Annotated in this window: 16 protein-coding genes; 10 read left to right on the top strand and 6 right to left on the bottom strand. The window is 61.6% G+C overall.

From position 1 onward, the window contains the following. Positions 1-67 precede the first annotated feature (67 nt). Positions 68-793, bottom strand: coding sequence for a type 1 glutamine amidotransferase (locus K315_RS0107405; protein WP_029576878.1), 726 nt, complete (start codon positions 791-793; stop codon positions 68-70). An 80-nt stretch (positions 794-873) separates the two neighbouring features. Between K315_RS0107405 and cysS the strand changes: the two genes are divergently transcribed. The 6 genes from cysS to rimM all read left to right on the top strand — a co-directional run bounded on the left by cysS (position 874) and on the right by rimM (position 7,232). Beyond that, positions 874-2,484 (top strand): cysteine--tRNA ligase, encoded by a 1,611-nt coding sequence (gene cysS, locus K315_RS0107400; protein WP_029576877.1) that lies wholly within the window; start codon positions 874-876, stop codon positions 2,482-2,484. 368 nt (positions 2,485-2,852) lie between these two features. Next, entirely contained in the window at positions 2,853-4,493 is a 1,641-nt protein-coding gene (ffh, locus tag K315_RS0107395; RefSeq protein WP_029576876.1) for a signal recognition particle protein, read from the top strand. Between the two features lie 183 nt (positions 4,494-4,676). After that, on the top strand, positions 4,677-5,708 hold the full coding sequence (locus K315_RS0107390; RefSeq protein ID WP_029576875.1) for an endonuclease/exonuclease/phosphatase family protein: 1,032 nt from the start codon (positions 4,677-4,679) through the stop codon (positions 5,706-5,708). Between the two features lie 237 nt (positions 5,709-5,945). After that, positions 5,946-6,407: a 30S ribosomal protein S16 gene (gene rpsP / locus K315_RS0107385; RefSeq protein WP_029576874.1), complete on the top strand. Its 462-nt coding sequence runs from the start codon at positions 5,946-5,948 to the stop codon at positions 6,405-6,407. A gap of 1 nt (position 6,408) precedes the next feature. After that, positions 6,409-6,642, top strand: coding sequence for an RNA-binding protein (locus K315_RS0107380; protein ID WP_015449829.1), 234 nt, complete (start codon positions 6,409-6,411; stop codon positions 6,640-6,642). Positions 6,643-6,650: 8 nt separating this feature from the next. Beyond that, entirely contained in the window at positions 6,651-7,232 is a 582-nt protein-coding gene (rimM, locus tag K315_RS0107375; RefSeq protein WP_029576873.1) for a ribosome maturation factor RimM, read from the top strand. A gap of 101 nt (positions 7,233-7,333) precedes the next feature. Here the strand turns inward: rimM and K315_RS10045 are convergent, their stop codons facing one another. Beyond that, on the bottom strand, positions 7,334-8,017 hold the full coding sequence (locus K315_RS10045) for a DUF4190 domain-containing protein (protein ID WP_029576872.1): 684 nt from the start codon (positions 8,015-8,017) through the stop codon (positions 7,334-7,336). After that, on the bottom strand, positions 8,014-8,160 hold the full coding sequence (locus K315_RS10445; protein WP_155804623.1) for a hypothetical protein: 147 nt from the start codon (positions 8,158-8,160) through the stop codon (positions 8,014-8,016). The genes K315_RS10045 and K315_RS10445 overlap by 4 nt, the downstream gene beginning before the upstream one ends. Positions 8,161-8,307: 147 nt before the next feature. On the opposite strand from K315_RS10445, the gene K315_RS0107365 reads away from it, so the two are divergent. Beyond that, a complete protein-coding gene (locus K315_RS0107365; protein WP_029576871.1) occupies positions 8,308-9,339 on the top strand; it encodes a tRNA (guanine(37)-N(1))-methyltransferase in 1,032 nt (343 codons plus the stop codon). A gap of 954 nt (positions 9,340-10,293) precedes the next feature. On the opposite strand, the gene K315_RS0107360 is transcribed toward K315_RS0107365, so the two are convergent. Next, a complete protein-coding gene (locus K315_RS0107360; protein WP_029576870.1) occupies positions 10,294-10,896 on the bottom strand; it encodes a nitroreductase family protein in 603 nt (200 codons plus the stop codon). Between the two features lie 254 nt (positions 10,897-11,150). On the opposite strand from K315_RS0107360, the gene rsmD reads away from it, so the two are divergent. After that, positions 11,151-11,759 (top strand): 16S rRNA (guanine(966)-N(2))-methyltransferase RsmD, encoded by a 609-nt coding sequence (gene rsmD / locus K315_RS0107355; protein ID WP_029576869.1) that lies wholly within the window; start codon positions 11,151-11,153, stop codon positions 11,757-11,759. 108 nt (positions 11,760-11,867) lie between these two features. Here the strand turns inward: rsmD and K315_RS0107350 are convergent, their stop codons facing one another. Together K315_RS0107350 and rpmB are read right to left on the bottom strand one after the other, a co-directional pair. Then, positions 11,868-14,372: an ATP-dependent DNA helicase RecG gene (locus K315_RS0107350; protein ID WP_029576868.1), complete on the bottom strand. Its 2,505-nt coding sequence runs from the start codon at positions 14,370-14,372 to the stop codon at positions 11,868-11,870. A 724-nt stretch (positions 14,373-15,096) separates the two neighbouring features. Then, on the bottom strand, positions 15,097-15,291 hold the full coding sequence (gene rpmB / locus K315_RS0107345) for a 50S ribosomal protein L28 (RefSeq protein WP_015449820.1): 195 nt from the start codon (positions 15,289-15,291) through the stop codon (positions 15,097-15,099). Positions 15,292-15,594: 303 nt separating this feature from the next. Between rpmB and K315_RS0107340 the strand changes: the two genes are divergently transcribed. Both K315_RS0107340 and K315_RS09685 read left to right on the top strand, forming a co-directional pair. Next, on the top strand, positions 15,595-16,641 hold the full coding sequence (locus K315_RS0107340) for a PfkB family carbohydrate kinase (RefSeq protein WP_420796744.1): 1,047 nt from the start codon (positions 15,595-15,597) through the stop codon (positions 16,639-16,641). 231 nt (positions 16,642-16,872) lie between these two features. Beyond that, complete coding sequence (locus tag K315_RS09685) at positions 16,873-18,297, top strand: MFS transporter (protein ID WP_152571436.1); 1,425 nt, start codon at positions 16,873-16,875, stop codon at positions 18,295-18,297. Positions 18,298-18,556: the final 259 nt, after the last annotated feature.

The following is an 18,556-nucleotide window of genomic DNA, read 5'->3' as shown; positions in this document are numbered from 1 at the left end:
CCATCGTATCGCCCGGCATGGGCACGCCCGGGCAGACGAGTCCGGCCGCCGATGACACGCAGCGGTATCAGCGTCCGCGCAACGTGCGGATATACGTGTTGCAACGCGCCGCGAACCCGGAGAAGACCTGGTCGGCCAAAGGCTGCAGCTGCGGGTCGTATTCGGCGAAATCATCGCGGATCTTGGCGATCTGCGACTTCTTCATCCCCTCGACCATGGCCGGTTCGGCGAGCCATTCGTCAAGCAGCGTGGCCGTGACCTCCAGATGGAACTGCAAGCCCAAGGCCGAGCCCGCCCGGAACGCCTGGTTTTTCGTATTCGCCGACCGGGCGAGCAGCTGGGCTCCCTCCGGCAGACCGACCACGTCGTTGTGCCAGTGCAGAACGTTGAGTTCCTTGCTCCACATGGAGAAGTAATCATGCTTGTCAACGCGCTTGATCGGAGCGAAACCGATTTCCGGCTCCTTGCCGTGGCTGAGCTTCGCGCCCAGCGCCCCGGCGATGATCTGATGGCCTAGGCAGATGCCGAGCACCGGCTTGCCGACGCTGATCGCGGCTCGCGCGAGCTTCTCCTCCGCCTTCAGACCCGGGTATTTGTCATAGTCCTGGGCGCCCATGGGCCCGCCCATGATCACCACGCCTGCGAGCTCCTTGAAATCCGGCAGGTCGGGCTCCTTTTCCTTGACAATGTTGACGGTCTGCGTCGGGATTTGCATGTCCTCAAGGCTATCCAAAATACGCCCCGGCTTCTCCCACGGGACATGCTGCACGATAAGCACTTCTGGTTGCGTCATACACACCATTGTGACATTGCCTATGTAAACATGCGAACACCCGGCCGATTTTGTCTGGCAAATCGAATACGCTCATGGGTATGGGAAACGTCGAAGAACCGCAGAATTCCAACATTTCCGGCGCACATGAGCTCGCTGGATCCGCCGCCGGGCTGAATCTGTACGACACCGCCTCGCATGCCGTGTCGCCGTTCAGGCCGATCCGTCCGGGACATGTGGGGATCTACGTGTGTGGCGCCACAGTGCAAAGCTCCCCGCATATCGGGCATATCCGCGCCGCCGTCGCCTTCGACATCGTCCGCCGCTGGATGCTGCGTCTGGGCTATGACGTGACTTTCGTGCGCAACGTCACCGATATCGACGACAAGATTCTCGACAAGGCCGCCGCCGCAGGACAGCAGTGGTGGGCGCGCGCGTACTACTACGAGCGTGAGTTCACCCGCGCTTACGATACGCTCGGCGTGCTGCCGCCTACAGTCGAGCCGCGTGCGACAGGGCATATCCCCGACATGGTCGAGCTCATCGAGCGGATTATCCGCAACGGGCACGCCTACGTGGTGAAGGACGCCGACGGCAACCCGACCGGCAACGTGTATTTCGATGTGGCAAGCTGGCCGCACTACGGCGAATTGACGCATCAGAAGCAGGGCGCCGTCGAAGCGGATGAGGCCGCGGAGGTCGCCGACCGCATGGGTCCGAGCGTGGATGCGACGGGCAACGACAAATACAACCCCGTTGACCCGGCAGATGCCTCCCCGGACAAGCATGATCCCCGTGATTTCGCGCTGTGGAAGGCGCCGAAGGCCACCGATCCGCAGGACGCGCGCTGGGCGACCCCGTTCGGTGTGGGGCGTCCCGGCTGGCATATCGAGTGCTCCGCGATGAGCCACCGTTATCTGGGCGAGGCGTTTGACATCCATGGCGGCGGGCTTGATTTGCGCTTCCCGCACCATGAGAACGAGATGGCACAGACCCGCGCGGCCGGCTGGAATTCCGCGGCTCGCTGGATGCATTCAGCGTGGGTGACCGCCAAGGGCGAGAAAATGTCCAAATCATTGGGCAACGGACTGTCCGTGCCGGCTGTGCTCGCCGAGCACAGCGCGTGGGTGGTGCGCTACGCGCTCGGATCCGTGCAATACCGGTCGATGCTTGAATGGTCCGACCAGACGCTCACCGAAGCGCAGGCCGCATTTGAGCGCGTGAGCAACTTCATCGAACGCGCCGGCGCCGCCATCGGCGGTCAGCCGTCCCGTGAGGAAATCACCACGGTGGGCGCTGATCAGCTGCCTGCTGATTTTGTCAACGCGATGAACGACGACATCAATGTGTCCGGCGCCATCGCAGCTGTCTTCAGCACGATTCGCTCCGGCAACACGCTGTTGTCGCAGGTTGAGGACCATGCCGATGACACGGTGCAGGCACGGGTGCGCGAGGCTTTGGTGTCCGTGCGCGCGATGCTCGATACGCTCGGGCTCGATCCGCTGGCTGAACCGTGGGCCGGTGCCAAAGACGGCGGGGATTCCAAGGCCGCTGACGCGCTCGACGCTTTGGTTTCCGAGCAGCTTCAGGCCCGTCAGGCCGCGCGCGCCGCGAAGGATTTCGCGAAGGCCGACGCGATTCGCGACGAGCTTGCGGCGGTCGGTATCGTCATCGAGGACACGCCGTCCGGCTCGACCTGGTCGCTCAAGTGACGCAAATGGCGTAAGCGGCACAGTGATGCAGCGATGCGAACGGCGCAGGATTCCGAGCGACTCGGTTCCTGCGCCGTTTGGATTCTCGCGGTGTTAGGAGCCCTGCGAGGTTTGAGATTCTACGAGGTTAGGAATCCCAATCGCGCAAAGTCATGACTGTCCATCTCCACAAACTGTCTACGCTAACGAGAGCCCACGCGTAGCTAGTTTGTGTATGCAAGCTTCTGCCGACGCTCAGCTACCCGTCAGCGTCGGCAGAAACAGAACCACAACCCACTGCTGACGCTCACACCAGTCCCAGCATCGGCAGAAACAGGAGGGGCGCGGGTGGCGGTTTTTCCCGCATCACGGCTAGACTGGAATGCATTATGGCAGCATTTAGTTCTTTGACAGACCGGCTCTCGAATGCCTTCAAGCATTTGAAGAGCAAGGGCAAGCTTTCCGAAGCGGATATCGACGGTACCATCCGCGAAATCCGCCGTGCGCTTCTCGACGCCGACGTGTCGCTTGAAGTCGTCCGTTCCTTCACCGGCCGTGTGCGTGAACGCGCTCTCGGCGAGGAAGTCTCGCAGGCGCTGAATCCGGCACAGCAAGTCGTGAAAATCGTCAACGAGGAGTTGACCGCGATTCTCGGCGCCGGCGTCGACCGTCCGCTGAATTTCGCGAAGAACCCGCCGACGATCATCATGCTCGCCGGCCTTCAGGGCGCCGGTAAGACCACGCTCGCCGGCAAGCTCGGTTACTGGCTGAAAGACGCCGGCCACACCCCGCTGCTGGTCGCCGCTGATTTGCAGCGTCCAAACGCGGTCACCCAGTTGCAGGTCGTCGGCGAGCGCGCCGGCGTACCGGTGTACGCTCCCGAGAAGGGTGTGCAGTCCGACGGCGGCGAGGCGGTCGCAGCCCCCGGCCAAACCACGGGCGACCCGGTGAAGGTTGCGCGCGATTCCATCGAATTCGCCAAGCGCAAGCTGTACGACGTCGTCATCATCGATACCGCCGGCCGTTTGGGCGTTGACGAAGAGCTCATGAAGCAGGCGCGCGACATCCGCGACGCCGTGCATCCCAATGAAATCCTGTTCGTCATCGACGCGATGATTGGCCAAGATGCGGTCAAGACCGCGAAGGCCTTCGACGAAGGCGTGGACTTCACCGGCGTGGTCCTGTCCAAGCTCGATGGCGACGCCCGCGGTGGTGCCGCCTTGTCGGTTGCCAGCGTGACTGGCAAGCCGATCCTGTTTGCCTCAACCGGCGAGGGACTCAAGGATTTCGAGGTCTTCCACCCCGATCGCATGGCGTCCCGCATCCTCGATATGGGCGATATCCTCACGCTTATCGAACAGGCGCAGAAGCAGTTCGACGAGGAGCAGGCCCGCGAGGCGGCATCCAAGATGTCCGAAGGCACCTTCGGGCTTGACGACTTCTTAGAGCAGTTGCAGCAGGTGCGCAAACTCGGCCCGATGAAGAACCTGCTCGGCATGATTCCGGGCATGGCGGCCCATCGTCAGGCGCTGGAGCAGCTCGACGAGCATGAGATCGACCGCACCGAGGCGATTATCCGCTCGATGACCCCTGAGGAGCGTCGCAACCCGAAAATCATCGACGGCTCTCGCCGCGCCCGCATCGCCTATGGTTCCGGCAATACCGTGTCTGCGGTCAATGGTCTGCTGGAGCGCTTCGAGCAGGCATCCAAGATGATGCGCCGCATGACGAACCGTGCCGGCATGGGTGGTATCCCCGGATTCGGCGGCCCCGGCGGCAGCAAGAAGAACAAGAAGGGCGGCAAGAAGAAGAAAGGCTCGAAGTCCGGCAATCCGATGAAGCGCGAAGCCGAAGAGAAGGCATTGCGTCAGCGGCTCGCTGGCGGCGGCAAGAGCTCTGGCGGTTCCGCATTCGCCAAGAAGCCACAGAACCCCGCACTTCCTGCCGGATTGCAGGAGATGATGGGCGAGAACGGCATGCCTGATCTGCCGCCGAATCTCGGCAATGGATTGGGCGATCTGCTCGGCTGAAGCCACGCCGATTCAGGTTCATGGCCGTCCGGCGGCGTCAATGATTGAATCAGTCAGTTGAATCAGCAAATCTCATGAGGCCCGCAAGCGTTTGCGATGCTTGCGGGCCTCATCACATCATCTCTCCTATAATGCCCATCACAGGTTAGGTGGACTGTACATACGTGAATGGAGCGAACGCGAATGGCCGTGGTATTGACGATAATCGCCGTCCTGTTGCTGGTGTGGTGGTTGCTGCGCTTTGTGCCTGCGGGCGTGGAAGCGCATATGCCAATGCCGTACAGCACCGCGCTTGACCGGCATCTGTGGGTGCCCGCGGTCATCGGCGCGGTCTGGTCGGCGGCGCTCGGTTGCTGGTGGGGTGCGGCGCTGTATGCGTTGCTGCTCGTTCTGGTGATTGCGGGCGAATCCCCGTATTATCGGCATCTGTTCGGCAGAACTGCCAACACGTCGCAGGCAACGGCGAACACCGCGACCGATGGAACCGACCGTCCGGGAACCTCTGCCGACGGTGTCATCCGCGCGATGACGCTCAACTGCCGCTATGGACGTGCCGATGCCGAGAACATCGTGCGGCTGGTACGGGAGCGGCACATCGATGTGCTTGCGCTTGAAGAACTCACTGACGAGCTCGTCGAACGACTCTCGCACGCGGGCTTGAACACGCTGCTGCCCTACTGCCAGCAGGGCGCGCAGCATGCCGGAGACAACGGCGGGTTCAACGCAATCTGGTCACGCGCCGAACCGGTCGGGCGGATTGCGACGTTCCTGAATATTCATGCGGCGGATGTTCCCGCCATCACTATCGATGCGGACGCCTGCGACACACCGGGCGCTCCAAGCAATCCGGGACGCCAAGTCACGTTCGCCGCCGCACACACGAAATCGCCGATGCGCGGGTGCCGGGAATGGTCGTACGGCGTGCGGGAGCTGGATGCCATCGTGACCAGTCCGGAGCCTGTGGTCGTACTCGGGGATCTGAACGCCTGCCTTGACCACCGGTGCCTGCGTGATGTACTTGCCGCCGGAGTGCATGACGCGAGCCTTGATGTTGCGCATGGCCCGACCCTGACGTTCCCCTCTTGGACGCCGTGGCCGCGTATCGAACTCGACCATGCGTTGGCGAACAGCGGCGTGGTCTTCCATTCGGCGCAAGCCATCACCGTGCGCGATACCGATCATCGGGCGCTGCTCGTCACCTTGAGTGTGCGGTAACCTCCCTCCCCTCCACAAACTGTCTACGCAAACAGGAGCCTTAGCGTAGATAGTTTGTGGGAGAGGAGATGGCACTGCGCACGACACGCCGAAACATCGTGGTGTTTGCGCTATACTTGTTAAGTTATTCATGGGTGCGGAGCCCTCTCTTTCCGCGGTCATGAGGAACACGTGGATTCGGTTTCCGTGCCCCACACAGAAGCTGTAACCCGCATTATCAATACAAGGAGAGCCATTTTGGCAACCAAGATTCGTCTGAAGCGCATGGGCAAGAAGTTCTACGCGTTCTACCGCGTAGTAATCATGGATTCGCGCAACAAGCGCGACGGCCGCTCCATCGAGGAGATCGGCATCTATGATCCGAACAAGCAGCCTTCGCTTATCCAGATTGACTCCGAGCGCGCTCAGTACTGGCTGGGTGTCGGCGCGCAGCCGTCCGAGCCTGTGCTCAAGCTGCTGAAGATCACCGGTGACTGGCAGAAGTTCAAGGGCATTGAGGGCGCCGAAGGCACCCTGAAGACCCCGGAAGCCGGTCCGGACGCCGCCGCTCGTGTCGAGGCCGCTGAAGCCCAGGCACAGAAGCTGAAGGCCGCCAAGTCCGGAGCTGAGGCCAAGGCCAAGGCTGAAGCTGAAGCCGCCGCCGAGGCTGAGAAGGCCGAGGAGACCGCTGAAGCACCGGCTGAGGAAAAGGCTGAGTGACATGCTCGCCCAAGCTGTTGAACACCTCATCAAGAACATCGTGGATTTCCCGGACGATGTTTCGGTCAAATCCCACGAGAACGCGCGCGGCGAACTGCTGCGCGTTCGCGTGAACCCTGAGGACATCGGCCGTGTCATCGGTCGCAAGGGCCGTACGGCCAATGCGATTCGCACGGTCGTGCAGGCCATCGCCGACCACAAAGTGCGTGTCGACATCATGGACGTACGCAGGTGAGCGAGAGCGTGGTGCATCAGCAACACTCCGACGACCCTCAGCAGCGCGAACTGCTGAGGGTCTGTCGTATCGGCCGCGCTCAAGGGCTTAAAGGCGAAGTCACCGTGCAGGTGTTCACCGACGAGCCTGACTACCGGTTCGAACCGGGTTCCCTGCTCTATACGCGTGACGGCGAACAGGAGTTCGAAGTCGCGCATTCGCGGACCTTCAAGAACCGTTGGATTATCCATTTCGAAGGTGTCGACGACCGTGATGCCGCCGAAGCCCTCAACGGCACCGTCCTGTACGGCGAAGCCGACGATCCGGAGGACATGCTCGAAGAGGACGCATGGTATCCGAAGGATCTCTTGGGGCTGGAAGCCCGGTTTGCCGAGGGCAACATGCTCGGCGCGCCAGCCGGGCAGACGGTCGGCAAGGTCGTGGACGTCATCGAAGGCGCCCAATATCTGCTCAAAATCCGCCTCGCCAAGCCGGTGGACGGCGACACCAGCACGCTGGTGCCGTTCGTCGACCAGCTGGTGCCCGACATCGACCTTGAGAACGGGTACCTGACGCTCGACCCGCCTGGAGGATTGATTCCCGGCTGGTGACACGCCCGGCATCTGCCGCGCGAAAACACGTGAGGGGTGTGCGTTCTGTTACGGAACGTACACCCCTCACGCTGTATTGTCGCGCGTATGGCGACCGGCTGTCAGCCGAGGAAGCCGAACAGCATCGGCAGCAGCACCGTCGAACTGTAGGTGTCGGATGATGAGCCCATGGACATGCGGAGAATCCCCGCAAGCACCATACTGGCAATACTGATGATGATGCCGGCGGTCGCCAGACCGTCGCCGCGCTCTCCTCTGGTCTTGATCTGGTTCTTCGCGATAATGCACAGGATCAGGCCGACAATCGAGATCAGGAACGAAAAGATGAAACCGACGACGGCCATCGTGTTCATCTTCGGTTTGACCGGGTACGGCGCATTATTGGCGGAAGGAGTCCCGTATGCGCCGTAACCGGGGGCCGGAGCCGCAGCGGGAACGGGTTGGGTCGGTTGGGCGTAATACTGCTGCTGTGCATAGTCTTGCTGCGGGTACGCGTATCCTGTCGCCTGCGCCGGCACCGGCTGGGTCGGCTGCGCGTACCCTGGCTGCGGTGCCGGAGCCGCGTATCCGGATTGCTCTGCCGGCTGCGCGTACCCCGGCTGCTGCACAGGCTGCCGATATTGCGGGTCAGCTGGCAGCGGGGGCTGCGGAAAAGATTGATCGGCGGGCTGGCCGTACTGCTGCGGCGCTGCAGGCTGGATATCTTGAGGTGCCTGCTGCTGGCCCATACCCGCGGCGGGCTGCTCGCCGGACTGCGCATCCCATGGAATCTGTCCGTTGGTCATGTTCTTCTTGCTCCTTTGCCAAAAGACTGGCTGACATGCAACGCCGTGTCATCAAGGACTTCCGGCATTGTCGCTTCCACCGCATGGATGACAAGGCCCAGTAAAATCACGCCTGCCTCACATTCATCATTGTTCAGCACCATGCAGGCTTCTGCTGAGATAACTGTATCAGCGAATCAACGAGAACGCCGGCGCCACACCGCAGTATGGACAACGACCACGCCAACGGCTGTGGCCGCACACATCTGCTGTACAGATTCTTGGGACGGCGGGCCGGTACAGTGGTGGGCATGCAGATTGATATCGTTTCCGTGTTCCCCGAATACTTCGACGTGCTGAACCTGAGCCTGTTCGGCAAAGCGCAAAGCAAGGGGCTCGTCAGTGTCCACGCCCACAATCTGCGCGATTGGACGCATGACGTGCATCATTCCGTGGACGATACCCCGGTCGGCGGCGGCGCCGGCATGGTCATGAAACCGGAGATCTGGGCGGAATGCCTCGACGATCTGCTCGGGCTGGAACCGCGCGAGATGAACGCCGATGGCGAGAGCGACAGCAATAGCGATGCCAGCGCAGGCGTCTGTGACGGCGCTGACACCACGGTTACGACGAGCGCCGCAGCGGGCGAATCACCGAGCAACGGCACGGTTGTGACAGCCGCCGAGAGCGACGGCACCGGCGACACGGAGCATCAGCCGGCATCCGACAGTGCATCGGCGGATACGGTACTCGACAGCGATTCGCAGGTTCCCACCCACAATCTCGGCACCGTGCTGATCTTCCCCAATCCTTCCGCTCCCCTGTTCACCCAACGCGACGCGACCGAACTGAGTCACGCCAAACGACTGGTGTTCGGCTGCGGGCGCTACGAGGGCTATGACGCGCGCATTCCTGAGTACTACCGGGCGCAGGGCGTGGATGTACGCGAATATTCGATCGGTGATTATGTGCTCAACGGCGGCGAGGTCGCGGTATCGGTGATGTTGGAGGCGATTACGCGCCTGCTGCCCGGGTTTATGGGAAATCCGGAGTCCATTGTTGAGGAATCGTATACGGGTTCCGAGGCGCTGCTCGAGCATCGGCAGTACACGCGGCCGGCGGTGTGGCGCGGAATGGGCGTGCCTGATGTGCTACTTTCAGGCGACCACGGGAAAGTCGACCGCTTCCGTCGCGATGAGGCGTTGGCGCTTACCGATGCGATTCGGCCTGATTTGATCGAACAGTTGGATTGTGCGCAGCTGAGCAAGGCCGACCGTAAAACGCTGATGGCGCTCGGCTGGGAGGTTTCGGCAGAGCATCCGCGGCGGCTGAATCGGGAGTAGACGGCAGGGCGACGGGTGCGGCAGGATAGATGGGGCGACGGTTGCATCGTCCCTCGCATGCTGAGGTCCGGGGCTCTGAGTATTTCCGCGCCCTTGTATATCAGGGATAGGGGGATTTGTGTTGGTTCTCCTTGCTGCTCCTCGTGCAGGTATCGGTGGATAGTCCGGCATCTACGACATGCCGGGCCGCACTCCGTACAATCCCGCGAGATACACGGCCTTCTTGCGCAGGATGACGCAGATGCCAAGGCATACCCGTCATCCTGGGGGGGCGCCGCCCAACAGCAACCGCCAGATGACTGTGTATCTGCGGGTTCCCGGAACACCAGCCCCACAGCAAACCAACACTAGAACCCCATATCGCACAACCGCCACGAAATACCGCTGCAATCCACACTCCCCACGACCACCGCTCAACAACAACCGCCAGATAGACACGCATCAACGGATTCCCGGAACATCGACCAAACAGCAATCGCCAGATAGCTGCACATCTCCGGGTCACCTGAACACCGCCGCAACAGCAAACCGGCACCAGCACACCCAATCACACAGCCGCCGCAAGATAGCGCTACAATCCGCACTTCCTGCGACAGCTGCCGAGCAGGAACCGCAAGATAGCCGTCCATCGGCGGAACACCGGAACACCACCGCAACAGAATATCGGCGCTAGAACACCATATCGCACAACATCACGCGGATATCGAGGCATCCCGGCCATCCTGCGGGCGCCGTCCAACAGCAACAAGCGGATTGCCGCTCATCGGCGGAACACCGGAACACCGCCATAACAGCAAACCGGCATCGGAACACTTTCTCGCACAGCCACCACGAAATAACGCTACAATCCGCACTCCCCGCAGCCGACCTGTCGCAGGAACACCGAAACGCCCCCCATAACAACGAAAGCCTGCCGGAATCGCTCCCGGCAGGCTCCGAATCACAAGGGTCGCGTCACAGGCCGCGCACCTGGACCTGCTCGTCCAGCGGCATGTGCTCGCGCGGGCCGGCAGGCGCGGTGACCTCGCCGAACGGCATCTGCGCAACCAGCTTCCAGTTCTCGGGAATACCGAAGGCTTCACGGACCACGTCATCGATCAGCGGATTGTAATGCTGCAGGTTCGCGCCGATACCCGCCTCGGCGAGCGCTGACCAGACGGCGAACTGGAGCATGCCGTTCGCCTGCTGCGCCCACACCGGGAAGTTCGCCGCGTAGGAGGGGAACTGCTTCTGCAAGTTCGTGGTGACGGTGGTGTCATCGAAGTACAGCACCGTGCCGTGCGCGGCGTCGAAACCGGCGATCTTCTGCTCGGTGACGGCGAATGCGGTATCGTCCTTGACCACGGCGCGCAGGGCGTCGTGCACAATCGCCCACAGACGGTGATGTTCCGCGCCGAACAGCACGATGACGCGCTGCGGCTGGGAATTGAAGGCGCTGGGGACTTCGCCGGCGACCGAGCGGACAAGATCGACGATCTCAGAATCGGGCAGCGCGGCAGCGTCAGACAGCGCATACTGCGAACGACGGGCGGAAATCGCGGAAACAAGTGCGGACATGATGCCTCCCAAAGTGACGGTTGCGGAGTTGCGGAATGTTCCGGTAATCCGGCTTTTCGGTGATACGAATGATATGGTTCAGCGGACTGCTGCCGAGGATAGATGATGCGCGTACCGTTGCATCGATCCTATCATCTGTCCTGCTGGTTTTACGGTACATGTCGGACCGGTTCGACACCCGTGTTTTCTCTGACAGAATATGTGGGCGACGTCACACGCACGCCAGTGACCGGAGCACGGGTAGAGTGGTCGGTATGCGCGTGATTGCAGGACGATTCAAAGGCATGGCCTTGGCCACGCCGAAGCCGGGGACCCGGCCGACCACCGACCGTACCAAAGAGGCGGTGTTCTCCCATCTTGACTCATGGGATTTGGTGCGTGGAGCCAATGTGCTGGACTTGTTCGCCGGTACGGGAGCGCTCGGCATTGAAGCGCTGTCGCGCGGGGCGCAATCGCTGGTGGCTGTGGAGTCCGCCGGACCCGCCGCGGCGCTCATCAACGGTACGCTCACCCAGCTCAAGCGTTCCAAGGCGTGGCGGCCGGAATTGTCCGCGCGAGTGATGCGTCGGCGTGCTGAAGTGTTCGTTGACTCGTATCATGGTGCGCCGTTTGACTTGGTGTTCATCGACCCGCCGTACGCATATGCGACCGAAGAGTGCAACGCGCTGTTGGAAGCACTCACCCAAGGTGAAGCGACCGGACCGGACACCATGATTGTAGTCGAGCGTTCCGCCCGATCGGATGCGCTCACTCCGCCGGCAGGTTGGCACGAGGCGGATGCGCGCAAATACGGCGAGACCGCGGTCATCTATCTCGAACCCGACGCTCAGGACGCCGATACCAACGCCGCGTCACCACGCTGACGCCTCTGCTTCTGCCGACGCTCATGGGTCTGCCAGCGTCGGCAGAAGCAGAACCACCACCCACTACCGACGCTCACACACCACCTAGCGTCGGCAGAAGCTGGGGCGTCAGCTGCTGATGAGGTGGGATTCGTTGCCTCGGGTGAAATCGAGGACCGCTCCGGCGAGCTGGACCTCATGCTCCAAACCCGGATCGGCTGCAAGCACCTGCTCAGCGCGGGCACGGGCATCCGCAATCATCTTCGCATCCTTGACCACACGCAGCAGCTTAAGGCCCGATTTTCCGCCGGATTGCGCATCGCCCAGCACATCGCCGGCGCCGCGCAACTCCAAATCCGCCTGCGCGATTTCCGCGCCATCAAGCGAACCCTGAATCACAGCCAGCCGCTGTTCGGCGATACTGCCCGGTTCCGCCCGGGACACGAGAAACGCCCACGAATCCGTGCCGCCGCGCCCGACACGCCCACGCAGCTGATGCAGCTGTGACAAGCCGAATCGGTCCGCATCGAAAATCACGATACAACTGGCCTGCGGAACGTCCACACCCACCTCAATCACCGTGGTCGCCACGAGGACCGGAGTGACACCGGCGGCGAAATCAGCCATCACCTGTTGCTTGGTCGCATCATCATCGCGCCCGGTCAAGGTCGCGAACCGCACACCCTGGAATTGCGGGAGTGCTTCAAGCCGCGCGGCGATTTCGCTGACCGCATGCAGCGGTGGCTTGGGCTGGGCGGACGATGACCCACCGGTGCCATCCCCCGAGCCGGAGGCATCGTCCGGCTCTTCGAACAGTTCGGCATCCTGACCGGCCTGGTCGTCGCTCTCATCCTCGTCGATGCGCGCACAGACGATGTACGCACGCTCCCCCGCGTCAATCCTGCGGCGAATGTGCCGGAACATATTCGCCATCGTCGGGCCGTCGGCCTCGGGAATCACGAAGGTGCGGATCGGCTTGCGACCGCCCGGCAGCTCCGTCAGCCACGACAAATCAAGGCTGCCGAACCATGTCATCGCGGCCGTGCGAGGAATCGGCGTGGCCGTCATAACCAGCAGATGCGGGATCTTCTCACCGCGTTGCAGCAAGGTTTCGCGCTGTTCGACGCCGAATCGGTGCTGCTCGTCGATAACCGCAAGGGCAAGATTCGGCGCTTGGAATGTCCTCGAAAACGCGGCGTGCGTGGCAATGATGATGCCCGGCTCGCCGCTCGCCGCCGCCGCGAGCGCTTTGCGACGTGCCGCAAGCTTCATGCCGCCGGTGACCAGCGTGACCGAAATGTCAAGTCCTGCCTTGCTGACCATGCCGCCGACGGTTTCGGCGTGTTGCTCGGCGAGCACCTGCGTGGGGGCGACAAGCACCGCCTGATAGCCTGATCCGACGGCTTGCAGCATCGCGGCGAGCGCGACCACGGTTTTGCCGGAGCCGACTTCGCCTTGCAGCAGGCGCTGCATCGGGTAGTCGCGGCCCATGTCTTGGACGATGTCGTCGATGACGCTGGTCTGCCCGCCGGTCAGGGTGAAGGGGAGTGAATCGATGAAAGTTTCGCGCATGTCGCCGTCAGTGCAGGGGAAGGTCTCGGCTTTGCGCGCCTGCTCGCGTTCTTGCAGGACGGCGGTCTGCGAGATGAACGCTTCCTCATATCGCAAGGTGTGAAGGGCTTGCCGGAACGAGTCCACCGAATCAGGTTCATGTATGGCAAGGAAGGCTTCGGCCCGATGCATCAGGCCGCATGCTTCACGCACGCTCTCGGGCAGGATGTCGGGAATGGCGCGACGCAAGGCGGCAGTAGGGATTTTTGGGGATGTCTCTATGCCGTCGGGGGCTGGCGAGAGGGAAGATGCGCGGGATAGTGACGGTGCGGATTCTTGGGGTTCCGCGGGTTCCGGTGATATTGCGGTTGTGCCGGTCGTTCCGTGTGTTCCGGATTGTGTGGATTGCGCGGTTTTTTCGGATTGCGCGGTAGACAGCTCGGCTTCGTCATCGTCTCCGGCAGCGAGCGCACGCAACACGGTGACGATGGAATCGTGGATATGCTCGCTGGAAATACGGGAATTGGCGTGGTAAACCGGGCGCGGACGGCAGACGCGTCGCAACGCGTCATCGATGCTGTCAGCGTCGAAACGCAGGCCGCGGGCGGATTCCTGCGATGCGGTTGGGGTGGGCGGAACGGTGAGCACTTCTGGGTGGGTGAACTGTGGCATGCCGTCGTATTCGCTGGGTGTACCGCACACGACCACCGACGCGCCGGCGTGTAGTCGGGCGCTGAGCCAATTGACGTACTGCTGCTTGTAGGAGAAGAACACGAGTGCGGTGACGGAGCCGGGCACGTGGCGTTGGGCGGCGAACGCGGAATCGTCGACCATGGCTTGAACCCGGTAGCCGCGGCGGGCGTTCATCTGCATCACGCGAACATCGCGCACAACACCGGCGAAAGCCATCGGCTCGCCGATTCGGCCTTCTCGCACCGCCCGCAGGGGCACGGGATCGGTGACCCGGAACGGGTAATACGTCAGGGCGTCCGCGCACGTGACCAAGCCGAGGCCTTTCAGCGCGCTGACCCGACGACGGTTGGTCAACAGCTTGGCTAGCGGGGTGGTCAGTGAAACGGTCATACCTCTTATTGTCCCACATCAGGTTCTGCGCGGCGGGGAGGGCGACGGAACTCGCCTGTCGTGCGATGACGGAGTCGCACAGCTGGCTGATAGTCCCGACTTCTCAGGGTGAGCCAGCGGCAATCCCGGCGCCGTGCGACACCCCAGTCGCACCACAGACAGATAGCCACCACCAGCCATCGGAAACCGTCGATATCTCACCGCCGTGCGACAGCCCAATCTCACAGCAGGCAGATAGGCATGCAGGAATCACAGGTATTGCCGGTCACCCCCGTCGGCATTGTGCGGTAAGCGTGTCATAGTGTCATGGTCCAAGGATGGCCCTTACCGGTGAGCCACTGAATCGTCCGCAGCTTGTCGGTCGGAAAGCACCTGGGGGCCGGAATGCTTCCGGGAGAAGTGCCGGATCCGCACGAAACGCGCATAAACTCCCGCACAGGACACGGGAGTTCTGCACGAATCAGGCACTCTGCGGATAATCTCCCAACAGGAACGTTGGAAATCCGCGATTCAGAAAAATCGAACAAAAAGCCGAAATCGGGAGAACACCGGCAAATCCACGCATCCGCGATAAACTCCCGCGAAAACCCGGAACATCACCCCAGCCCACCGATTTTCCGACAAACTCCTGCGCCGGTCCGGGACATCACCGCCAACCCAGCGCCACCAGAAAAGCAAAACCCCGGAAACTGAAGTTCCGGGGTCTTGTTTCTTCATTCGCGATTCACGCGGCCACACGCTGAACCTTGCCAGCCTTGATGCATTTCACGCACACGCGCAGGCGGACATTCTGACCGTCAATGGTAGTGCGGACGGGCTGCAGGTTCGGACGGAAGGTGCGCTTATTGCGAATATGCGAATGCGACACGGTGAAACCGGTTTGCGGTCCCTTGCCGCACACTGCGCAACGAGCTGCCATGATGGACTCCCTATACATTTCTTTGACTTGCAAGTCGTGTCTGCCCGACCGCCGCATATGCGTCCGCCGAACACACAACTACACTAGACTACAACCAAATCCGATCAAGTGCAAACCTGCGTGCCGCATTCGCGGATAGCAGCGAAATCCCGGCATTTTCAAGCAACATGTCTAACTTCAACCTCCACAATAATCCCAGAAATACCGATAGAATGTGAGAACAGTCTGCGGCAACCACGTTGTCTCGGTTGCCTCGCATACGCATCGCACAAGGATGAGTCAGGAGGTTGTATGCTTCACGATATCCTCAACTCGCGCAAGCCGGAGCAGAGCGCAGCATCGGTGATTTCACTCGGCCAGGTATGGGTCGACATCATGATGGGCGTTGGAGAACTTCCACAGCCGGGCGGATTCGCTGTTGCCGATTCGGTGACGCCCTCGGTGGACGGGAGTTTCCGCGTGTTGCAGGCGGCCGCGCGGTCGGGATCGCCCGCCAAGCACGCGGGTATCGTCGGCACGGGACTGTGGTCGTCCGTAATCCGCGACGAATTCGAGGCGAATGGCATCCAGCACATCGGCGGTGACCGGCTTGACAAGGACTCCGGATTCCGACTGGTGCTCAACGACGGATCACGCAAAACCTTCATCGCGACGTACGGCGCCGAAGCGCAAGGCGACGAGCGCACCTTCGACGCGATTGAGCCCGAGGCGGGCGACGTCGTCCATATCAGCGGGAATACCTTGATGGACCACTCGGCGGCCGGTATTGAAGGATTCCTGCATCGTGCCGGCGCGAATCCCGAGCAGCGCCCGTACACAATCGTGCTCAATCCTACGAATTCCCTGCATCTGGTCAACGACCACCTGATTGAGGACACCGTGCTATGCCGCCCGACATGGTCATGCAACCGCCAGGAAGCCAACACACTCGCCGAGCGGCTCGGCATTCCGCCGACGGATGATGCCGAACTGACCATCGGCGGTGGGTTCGATGACGCGATGACCACACTGTGCGACGCGCTCGGCACCACGCTGCGCGCCCCGCTGGTGCTGCGCGCCGGCGCGCGAGGTGCGTGGGTGCGCGTGCCCGGCAGCGAAGTGATTCATCTCGAGGGTTTCCCAGTGAAATCGACGCATACGCGTTCCGCCGGATCATGCCACACCGGCGTGATGTGCGCGATGCTCGCCCAGGGTTGGTCGCTGTTTGACGCAGTGCGGATCGCCAACGCCTCGGCATCCATCGCAATTCGCAACAACAAGGCCGGCGTGCCTGACTGCCCGCCCGTCGAGGATGCGATCGCGCTCATCAAACAGCATGAAGGGAACACAGACACCTCCGCGCAAGCGTAGCGGCGGTTTCACGGCAGTACCGGTGACGACAGACGCCGCCAACCCTGGCGTCTTCCGTCACCGGTGTCCCATCTGACCAGTCATCTCCCGTCACCGGCCGCATCCCATCACCAATCGCGCCTCGCACCTGCCACCCGAGAAAATCACCCATTGTTCATGGGCAGTTCATCTGTTACACCCCATCTGTTGTTTGCGCAAACATACCCTTCTGGTAGACAGACGGGAGTCCCCATGACCAATATTCTTGACACCGCGCAACGACCGGCCAAACCGGCGACCGTGCCGACTACGTCCACCGCACTCATCACACCAACCAACAGCAACGCGACGGATGACATCATCGGCATCGCTTCCAACGCCGCCACCAACCAAGCCGCCACCGACCAAGCCGCCACCACCAACCACTTCAACCACCGCGAAAAGCAGTGGATCCTGTACGACGTCGGCAATTCCGCATTCGTTCTGCTGTCCACCGCCGTCATCCCCATCTACGCCAACTCCCTGCTCAAGGCCGCCGGCGAATCGAACATCGTGTCCACGTGGGGGTACATGCAGACCATCGCATCCCTCATCATCACGCTGCTTATGCCGATTCTGGGCTCCGTCGCCGACGTGCAGGGCATGAAAATCAAGTTCTTCATCGGTTTCTTCGGCACCGGCGTCCTCGCCTGCTGCGCGATGGCACTGCCGCTGGGCTGGGTCGCGTTCCTCGCGGTATGCATGCTTGCCACCATCGGGCTTAACGGTTCGCTCACCTTCTACGATTCCATGCTCATCGACACCACCACCAACGACCGCATGGACCAAGTCTCCTCGCACGGTTACGGATGGGGATATGTCGGCTCCACCATCCCGTTCATCGCCTGCATCGCGCTGATTTTCGCCGGTCCGTCGGCATTCGGCTGGAGCACCACGGCCTGCACACGCGCCAGTTTCGTCATCACCGCCCTGTGGTGGACCGCGTTCACAATCCCGCTGATCAGCGGCTACCACCAGACCCATTACCGTGAAACCGCCGACCATATGCGTGACGCCGTGCGCGGCACCTTCAGCGAGCTGGGACACACGTTCCGTGAGATCTCGCGCAACAAGCCGCTGTGGATGTTCATGATCGCGTTCTTCTTCTACATTGACGCCGTCAACACGATCATTTCGATGAGCACCTCGTACGGCACCCAGCTCGGCATCGATTCCACGCAGCTGGTGCTCGCCCTGCTGGTCACGCAATTCGTCGCCTTCCCGTGTGCCATCGCCTACGGCCGGCTCGCCAAGCGGTTCGGGTGCAAGCCGATGATCATGGCAGCGGTCATCGCTTATCTCGGCATCGTCTGCTTCGCGGCGTTCTTCCTGCGTTCGGCCACCGAATTCTGGATTCTCGCGATTCTGGTCAGCATGTTCCAGGGCGGCATCAAGGCGCTCAGCCGTTCGTATTACGGCAAGATCATCCCCAAGTCGCATGCCAACGAATACTACGGGTTCTACGATATTTTCGGCAAGACCGCAAGCATTCTCGGCACCTTCATCGTCGCGGCGACCACGTCAATCACCGGCAATCCGTCACTCGGCGTGCTGTCGATCGGCCTGCTGCTCGCCGTGGCGCTCGTGTTCCTCATCTTGCAGCGCGATCCGGCTACCGCCAGCGAAACCGCGGCATAACGCACGTTAATACCACCGTTTGGCAGATTCACGAATCCGGCTGTCTAGCCGGATGTCTCTTCGGAGCCCGAATGCTTCGATGAGACAGCCGGATTCCCATAATTACAGCACCTTTTCCAACGATTCGTTAGCATCTGAAATCAGCCATATTCCAACGTTTTTGCCCTCTCACTACCGAATCTGCATGACTTTGACTTCCAGATTTGCATAACTTTCACTACCGAATCTGCATAACTCCCACTTTCGGATTTGCACAAGG

Source organism: Bifidobacterium thermacidophilum subsp. thermacidophilum DSM 15837, assembly GCF_000426425.1.
In the GTDB taxonomy this organism is placed as follows: domain Bacteria; phylum Actinomycetota; class Actinomycetes; order Actinomycetales; family Bifidobacteriaceae; genus Bifidobacterium; species Bifidobacterium thermacidophilum.
This window is presented reverse-complemented; position numbering and strand designations above follow the sequence as displayed.

Coding starts and splice junctions, on each gene's coding strand:
- rpmB (WP_015449820.1), bottom strand. CDS start 15,291: ATGGCAGCTCGTTGCGCAGTGTGCGGCAAGGGACCGCAAACCGGTTTC.
- ffh (WP_029576876.1), top strand. CDS start 2,853: ATGGCAGCATTTAGTTCTTTGACAGACCGGCTCTCGAATGCCTTCAAG.
- K315_RS09685 (WP_152571436.1), top strand. CDS start 16,873: ATGACCAATATTCTTGACACCGCGCAACGACCGGCCAAACCGGCGACC.
- K315_RS0107390 (WP_029576875.1), top strand. CDS start 4,677: ATGGCCGTGGTATTGACGATAATCGCCGTCCTGTTGCTGGTGTGGTGG.
- rsmD (WP_029576869.1), top strand. CDS start 11,151: ATGCGCGTGATTGCAGGACGATTCAAAGGCATGGCCTTGGCCACGCCG.
- K315_RS0107360 (WP_029576870.1), bottom strand. CDS start 10,896: ATGTCCGCACTTGTTTCCGCGATTTCCGCCCGTCGTTCGCAGTATGCG.
- K315_RS0107350 (WP_029576868.1), bottom strand. CDS start 14,372: ATGACCGTTTCACTGACCACCCCGCTAGCCAAGCTGTTGACCAACCGT.
- K315_RS10045 (WP_029576872.1), bottom strand. CDS start 8,017: ATGACCAACGGACAGATTCCATGGGATGCGCAGTCCGGCGAGCAGCCC.
- K315_RS0107405 (WP_029576878.1), bottom strand. CDS start 793: ATGACGCAACCAGAAGTGCTTATCGTGCAGCATGTCCCGTGGGAGAAG.
- cysS (WP_029576877.1), top strand. CDS start 874: ATGGGAAACGTCGAAGAACCGCAGAATTCCAACATTTCCGGCGCACAT.
- K315_RS10445 (WP_155804623.1), bottom strand. CDS start 8,160: ATGGTGCTGAACAATGATGAATGTGAGGCAGGCGTGATTTTACTGGGC.
- K315_RS0107365 (WP_029576871.1), top strand. CDS start 8,308: ATGCAGATTGATATCGTTTCCGTGTTCCCCGAATACTTCGACGTGCTG.
- K315_RS0107380 (WP_015449829.1), top strand. CDS start 6,409: ATGCTCGCCCAAGCTGTTGAACACCTCATCAAGAACATCGTGGATTTC.